Origin of the sequence: Neobacillus drentensis (genome assembly GCF_036966985.1) — a bacterium.
Classification (GTDB): Bacteria; Bacillota; Bacilli; order Bacillales; family Cytobacillaceae; genus Neobacillus; species Neobacillus drentensis_E.
The window spans coordinates 1-5,764 of the sequence record NZ_JBALSN010000628.1; the positions used below are offsets into that span (position 1 = coordinate 1).

The following is a 5,764-nucleotide window of genomic DNA, read 5'->3' on the forward strand; positions in this document are numbered from 1 at the left end:
AACTTTTTACAAAAGGAAGATGTCCGCTGTAGAGAGCTATATATAATAGAAGAAACAGCAAAGTATTGCATGAAGTCAGCTTTTACATTATGGTGTCACTTGGCTGCTTTGGCGTCTTTCAGGTTGAGCAACAATCCATTTATCAACAACCACTTACTACCATTATTTGAATTAGGAGATGTCCTAGCTGGAACTGGATTATCAAACGCAATAAAGTAGAAGATTTGGCTTAAGCTAAAAGGACAGACGGGGGATATACGATAAGTGGAAGCTTACCTAACGTGTCTAATTTGGATCAAGATCACTGGTTTGTTATCCTAGCATCATTAAATGAAAAACAAAGAATCATATGTTCACTTCCAGTTAATGTAGAAGGATTAGTTTTAGAAAGTAAAATTAATTATATAGGATTAAATGGTAGTGCAACATACTCCTGTTTCTTTGATAATGTGTTTATCCCTGATAAATGGATTATCTCCGAAGAAGCGGACGAATTTATACCAAAAGTCCGTCCAATATTAGCACTCTACCAAATACCTTTAGGAATAGGAGTTTCACAGGCTGCTATTGAATCGATTGTAAAAAGTCATAAGAAAAATATAGAAGTAAATCAGCATTTAAAACCACAGCCAACAGACTTGATTAATAAACTACAGATCGTACGAGATAGAACATATGAATATGCTCGCAATGTGGATTTAAGAAGTATAGGGAAGGAAATATTGTTAACCCGACTTAATATAGCCAAGTTAACCCCAGAAGTAGTACATGCAGAAATGCTTTATTCAGGTGGGCAGGCATATATACAAGGGGGTGATACGTTTAGAAGGCTAAGAGAGTCTTATTTCTTAGTAAATTTAAGCCCAACAATAATGCAATTAGAAACACTCTGGTAGCTTTCTGACCATATCTTTAACAATACAAATTAAATAGAAAGAGGGGAGTAATATGGTAAAAGGATTAACAGGTAAACGTATTGCTTTGGGTGCATCGCGTAATACAGAAGAAATTAGTATGCTTATTAAAAAACAGGGAGGAGTCCCATTAGTCCGTTCTCTTCAAGGCACTGTATTTTTAGCTGAAAAAGAGGTCGGACCGGATCTTAAGAAACTTATCCAGAAGGGGACAGATTGGGCTATTTTTACAACTGGAATTGGAACACAAACTTTGTTGGATATAGCGGAGAAACAGGGGATGAAACAAGCGTTTATAAACATGATTCAACAATCCCAGATTGCTTCAAGAGGGTATAAAACACTATCAACATTAAAAAAGCTAGGGATTATGCCATTAGCAGTAGATGAAGATGGCACAACCAAAAGTTTAATAAAATCTTTAGATAGATTTGAGTTTGTGGGAAAAAGAGTAATGGTTCAACTTCATGGTGAAAAAGCGCCAGCTTTAATTACATTTCTTGAAGAAAAAGGCGCAGATGTATCATTGATTCTTCCATACCAGCATATTCCCCCGGAAACAGAAACTGTTTCAAAATTATGTGAAGAGCTGTTGGAAGAAAAAATCGATGCCGTTTGTTTTACTACTGCCATTCAAGTCCGTTCGCTTTTTGACTTTGCTAGGGAGAAGGGGTTCGTGGAAGATATTTTGGAAGCTTTTAGTAAGAAGATACTAGCAGTTGCTGTTGGAAAAGTAACTGCGGAGGCATTAAGTGAAGAAGGTATTGAGGAGTTGCTTGTCCCTAAACATGAGAGAATGGGTGCTATGATTGTCGAGTTATCTCGTTATTACCATAACCATTAAAGTTATTTTTACATCATCTAGTAATCTATTTACTTAATAAAAATATAAAATAATTGGGAATGGTGGTATACATTGTGAAATCCTATCTTTCTTCAAGGGCTGAACAATAAAAACCTTCAGGTATTCGCCGTTTCTTTGACTTAGCGAATAGCATGGAAGGCGTTATTTCATTGGGAGTAGGGGAGCCAGATACCTCATATGAGTTCTTTCGTCAAACAGGAAAGGAATTTGATGCCCGTCTTGAAGAACTTGGCGGTTTACGACTTCATTCGCGTGTTGACTGTGATCTTGATTACGATGAGCCGGAAGATGAGTGAATTGATGGTGTCTTAAGCAGTTTAAACGAAGCTCAAAGAGAAAGTGCCATTCCTGTTCAGGAATCTATTGCCCATTAAGCAACAGATTCAGCCTATTCAAGAAACAATCCCTTCAGGGCCGAAGTATTAGAAAATATTAATTTGAATTGCAGAGGTTCAAATAAAGAAACTCGACACTTAGAGTTATCGTTAGAAGGATCCGATCTTACATATGAACCGGGGGACAGTGTTGGTATTTATCCTAAAAATGATCCGGCACTTGTAGAATTGCTTTTAAATGAAACAAACTGGAATCCGAAAGAAAGTGTAATCCTTAATAGGCAAGAAGATTTTCTTGGACTTAGAGAAGCTCTCACTTTTTATTTCGAAATTACCGTATTAACGAAGCCGCTACTTCAACATGCAGTGCAACTTACAGCAAATCAAGATTTACAAGACCTAGTATCAACTGGCAATGAGTACAGTTTAAGAGTGTACATGAAAGGCCGCGATTTGCTAGATTTAATTTGTGATTTTGGACGGTGGACCGGTTCCGCTCAAGATATGATCTCTATTTTAAGAAAGATGCACGATTAGCTATCATAGAAGGAGAAGAAAAAGCTGCTCAAATGCTCCATCCCGTTATAAATAAGTTATTTCAAACGGAGGATGCCAAAGAAGGTGTAGCTTCATTCTTAGAACGAAGAAAAGCAAACTTTAAAGGGTGTTAACATACTTCTGAAAAAAATTAAAGGTGGAAGCTTTTTAGTTTAAATATCAAGGGTTCTAAGCTTGATGAGCATGGGGGGTCAATGTATTCTTTGTAAGAAATCCTCGTGTTCAACCACGAGGATTTCTTTATAATCACTATCAACATGTATCATATAAGTCGCTTTTTAAGCGTAAAAAATAACTCTTTGTTTTTATTAATAACCAGTAGAGTCTGCTTTACCAGTGAATAAGGCAACACTTGAGCTTGAACCAATTCTTGTTGCTCCCGCTTCTACCATGGCTTTCAAATCGTTAAGATCACGAACGCCGCCGGAGGCTTTTACTCCGATGTCTGGGCCTACTGCTTTTCTCATTATTGCAACATCCTCGACTGTTGCCCCGTACAAAGAAAAGCCAGTTGATGTTTTGACAAAATCAGTTCCCGCTTTTACTGCTAATTCACATGCGCGAACTTTTTCTTCTTCTGTTAATAAGCACGCCTCTATTATTACCTTAACTAATGCTTTTCCTTTTGCAGCATCTACAACCACACGAATATCTTGCTCTACCAGTTCATCATTTTTATCTTTCAATGCCCCGATATTGATTACTGTATCGACTTCCGTAGCGCCATTCTCAATTGCATTTTTTACCTCAAACGCTTTTGTTTCAGGGGTATTGGCCCCTAATGGAAAACCAATCACTGTACAAACCTTTACATCTGTTTCTTTTAAAATTTCTGCTGCCTTTTGTACCCAAGTTGGGTTTACACATACAGAAGCGAAACCATATTGTTTAGCTTCTTCACATAACTTTACAATCGCTTCTTTTTTTGTGTCCGCCTTTAATAATGTATGATCAATTAAATTTGCATAATTCAAATGAAACAGCCCCTTTCAAAATAAATAGGAATAATAGTTGTCAGACGACCAACAACAATATTCGTTACGATTATAACAAGAAAATCACTTAAGTAAACATTTATTTTAGATTTCGATAAATCGTCACATTTCATACAATTCACTTCCATTTTCACTTTCACCAGATTCTATCTAGGTTTTATTGGCGTGTGGAATTCATTAAAATAAGTGGATGGTTAAAATTTTATAAAATTGGATGGTTATTTTTCTGAGATGCTCTTCAATATAGGAGGGAAAGATAGTATCTTTCAATTTCCATTTATGTTCCGAAAATTTAGTACACATCTTGTATGAGGTTTTCAGCTTTAATTTTTAAAGGCGAAAGTTATTAAATACGCGATGAAAACTTTAAAAATTTCCAGCCCACCCCGGTCCTAGATTTTTTTAATAGTGTCCATTATTCGAGTAGAAGTTCATCCCCACAGGGGACTGAACAATAATACCAATACAAACAAAATGAATTCACTTTTATACCTATTGACGAATAACCAGAAAGGTAATTTTTTTATGAATGTCAGTTCGACTAAAAAAAACAAAGAGAAAAATAATAAATGATATAAAAAAGGAGGTAGTGAAACGATAAGAAGCGGAGAACATAAACTTATCAAATTAAATTATCAGAAGATCTTTTTCCTATGGATTTCTTAAGCCAGATTACAACTACAAGATCATTTATTGGTAGCTTAGGTTATGATCATCCACAAGGGAACGTGAAAAACAGGGAAACCATTACAAAGCATGTTAAGCTATTTCGGAGAATTGAGACAAATCCTTCTTCCATATTAATTACATCTGGAGCACAACAAGCTCTTCATTTAGTGGTTCAATGTCTGTTAAAGCCAGGTGATGCAGTAGCAATAGAAGCCCTTTCTTTTAGCTTTAATCTACCAATTTTTAAAACTGCCGGGATAAAACCATATTATTTATCAGTAGATAATGATGGTAATAATCCAGAAGAATTATTGGATCTAAATAAGAAACATTGAATTAAATGATATTCTTAAACCCTTCTATTCAAAATCCTACAAGGACTTTACTTAGGGAAAAAAAGAGGAAAGCTATACTAGGTATATCGTCTCAACATGGGATTCCTGTAGTGGAAGATGATCCATTTAGTTTAACATCTTGCAGAGGAGAAGAAGTTACCACTCTAAAAACGATGGATGCTAATGGAAATGTCTTATATATTGTCTCTTTATCAAAGATTGTTGCTTCACGGATGCGAATTGGCTGTCCTCTAGTTTTACCGTTCATGCAGGTCATATCACATGGAGGTTGACACTTACCTATTAGTAAGTTAAAATCACACTATGGAAAATCGAAAAGAACAAATAATTGATTTAGCATTAGAGTTGATTCAACAAAAAGGGTATGTAGCGTTTAGCTACGATGACATCTCTAAACAACTGGGTGTCACAAAGGCAAGCATTCACTATCATTTTGAGAAAAAGGAGGATCTAGGAGCGGCGATTATCGATAAGATCATGCAACGATTAGATAGGTTTTCGAATAGCAATGCCTCTATATCGCCAAAAGAGAAGCTAAAGATGTTTTTTGCGGACAGAATGGAACGCTTTAGATGTTATGACATTTGCCCAATCTCGTCCTTACAAACAGATTTTGAATCTTTGCCTGAGGTAATGCAGAAAAAGGTAAATGAAATAAGCGAAAAGGAACTATTAATTACTACGAATATACTCCGGGAAATACAGGAACAAGGTGACCTTCAATCTTCAGTCGATGTCGATTCACTTGCCCTAATGATTTTGGCTGCTGGTAAAGGGGTTCTTCAATACCAACGTGTTCTTGGAAAGGACCTTATCGCCGATTTTATGAAACAAGTAAGCAATCTTACTGATAAATAGCAGCTTACACACAAACAACCGTTACTTTCACTAATAATTAAAGGTTGTTGGTATAAAATTGTAGACTATACTGATCGCTTTTCCCGATTTCAGAGAAAGTTGTAAGTTGTCATTCCCGTAGAGATGGCGATGAAAATACCGGATGGGATGAGTTTTGAGGAAGCCGCTGCCGTTCCGGAAGCTTTTCTCACAGCCTTTTTAAACACAGTTGAAT

The 5,764-nt window shown here is 36.1% G+C and carries 4 protein-coding genes and 3 pseudogenes; 6 read left to right on the plus strand and 1 reads right to left on the minus strand.

Features of this window, described 5'->3' with window-relative positions:
• From V7659_RS29355 to V7659_RS29370, 4 genes and pseudogenes are all read left to right on the plus strand, one after another.
• A pseudogene (locus V7659_RS29355) lies at positions 1 to 219 on the plus strand (acyl-CoA dehydrogenase); the annotation flags it as partial.
• A gap of 62 nt (positions 220 to 281) precedes the next feature.
• On the plus strand, positions 282 to 896 hold the full coding sequence (locus V7659_RS29360) for an acyl-CoA dehydrogenase family protein (protein WP_335543572.1): 615 nt from the start codon (positions 282 to 284) through the stop codon (positions 894 to 896).
• 52 nt (positions 897 to 948) lie between these two features.
• A complete protein-coding gene (locus V7659_RS29365) occupies positions 949 to 1,758 on the plus strand; it encodes a uroporphyrinogen-III synthase (protein ID WP_335543573.1) in 810 nt (269 codons plus the stop codon).
• Between the two features lie 125 nt (positions 1,759 to 1,883).
• Positions 1,884 to 2,642: pseudogene (locus tag V7659_RS29370) on the plus strand (sulfite reductase [NADPH] flavoprotein alpha-component); the annotation flags it as partial.
• Between the two features lie 338 nt (positions 2,643 to 2,980).
• Here the strand turns inward: V7659_RS29370 and deoC are convergent.
• Positions 2,981 to 3,646 (minus strand): deoxyribose-phosphate aldolase, encoded by a 666-nt coding sequence (deoC, locus tag V7659_RS29375; RefSeq protein WP_335543574.1) that lies wholly within the window; start codon positions 3,644 to 3,646, stop codon positions 2,981 to 2,983.
• A 650-nt stretch (positions 3,647 to 4,296) separates the two neighbouring features.
• On the opposite strand from deoC, the pseudogene V7659_RS32210 reads away from it, so the two are divergent.
• Positions 4,297 to 4,916 (plus strand): annotated as a pseudogene (locus tag V7659_RS32210) (aminotransferase class I/II-fold pyridoxal phosphate-dependent enzyme); the annotation flags it as partial.
• 79 nt (positions 4,917 to 4,995) lie between these two features.
• Positions 4,996 to 5,550: a TetR/AcrR family transcriptional regulator gene (locus tag V7659_RS29390; RefSeq protein WP_335543577.1), complete on the plus strand. Its 555-nt coding sequence runs from the start codon at positions 4,996 to 4,998 to the stop codon at positions 5,548 to 5,550.
• Positions 5,551 to 5,764 lie beyond the last annotated feature (214 nt).

Bases quoted from the DNA above. Each gene is read 5' to 3' on its own strand.
- V7659_RS29365 (WP_335543573.1), top strand. From the start codon at position 949: ATGGTAAAAGGATTAACAGGTAAACGTATTGCTTTGGGTGCATCGCGT.
- V7659_RS29390 (WP_335543577.1), top strand. From the start codon at position 4,996: ATGGAAAATCGAAAAGAACAAATAATTGATTTAGCATTAGAGTTGATT.